Raw genomic sequence first — 1,191 nt, forward strand, 5'->3', positions numbered from 1 at the left:
GACGTCAGCCGCGGCCAGCGCCTCGGCCGCGTCTCGTCAGAATGGTTTAACCGGCCGGCGGACGAGCGATACCTGTCGCTTACCGACCTCCGGAAATCGGTAAAGAGCCGATCGGAGCGCAGCAAGACCCGCATCGTCGAAAGTGAGCTAATCCGCGTCGAGGCCAGCCGCGACGATCCCGAACGCCTGAGACTAATACTGCCCGATGCGCGTGCGCCTGTTGCCCCCACGCATTGGAGTTTTGGCCAACTCGCCAGCATGGTCGGCGCGCCGGCCACCTATCTGCGCCAGCTACCGGCTCCGCTAGCGGCGATCAACCTACAGCATGGTCTCCTCAACCATCGCGCCGAGCAGGTCAAGACGCTGGAGATCGGGAACGGACGCCTCGAGTTGCGGGCGGTAACAGGCCCTGATTACGGCAGAATATTTGACTCCGAACTGGTGGATGCCGTTCAAAAGATCGCCGGCAACGGAACCGGAGACACGCGCTGGAAGGTTCCCGGAGTGCTTGACTGGTCGATAGGGATCTACAATCCGCACGTGGACATCTCCAGCGACACCACCACGCTCTACGCGTCTGATCGCGATATCTTTGTCTTCCTCGTAGACGATCTGAACCCGATCGAGGCCGGGCGGCTGCCTAATGGGGAACCGGATCTCTATTTCCGCGGCTTCTACTGCTGGAATTCCGAGGTTGGAGCCCGCACCCTCGGGATCGCCAGCTTCTATCTGCGCGCGGTTTGTCAGAATCGCAATCTGTGGGGGGTCGAAGATTTCGAGGAAATCACCATCCGCCATTCAAAATACGCGGCCTCCCGGTTCGCCCTTGAAGCCGAGCCGGCCCTGATCCAGTTTGCCGATTCCTCGCCCATGCCGTTCGTCAACGGCGTCAAGACGGCGCGGCAACGGATCGTTGCCAGAGACGACGAAGATCGCCAGGGCTTCCTGCGCAAGCGAGGCTTCTCCAAGTCCGAGACCACGAAGATCATCGATACTGTTCTCATGGAGGAAGGCAGACCGCCAGAATCTATTTTCGATTTCGTGCAGGGCATCACGCGGATCGCGCGCGACAAGCCGCATCAGGATGTTCGCCTGGAAATGGAGGGCAAGGCCAAGAAGCTTCTCGATTTCGCCGCCTGATCCTGTTCAGCCCGGCAGCGAAAACTCTCGTCGCCGGCCTCGCCTCCGGAC

Annotated in this window: 1 protein-coding gene; it reads left to right on the forward strand. The window is 60.8% G+C overall.

Annotation, left to right across the window (positions count from 1 at the left end):
* Positions 1–1,140, forward strand: a 1,140-nt coding sequence (locus EN943_RS37065) for a DUF932 domain-containing protein (protein ID WP_127416618.1), incomplete at its 5' end; no start/stop codon positions are given.
* Positions 1,141–1,191: the final 51 nt, after the last annotated feature.

Source organism: Mesorhizobium sp. M7A.F.Ca.US.006.01.1.1 (assembly GCF_003997935.1).
Taxonomy (GTDB): domain Bacteria; phylum Pseudomonadota; class Alphaproteobacteria; order Rhizobiales; family Rhizobiaceae; genus Mesorhizobium.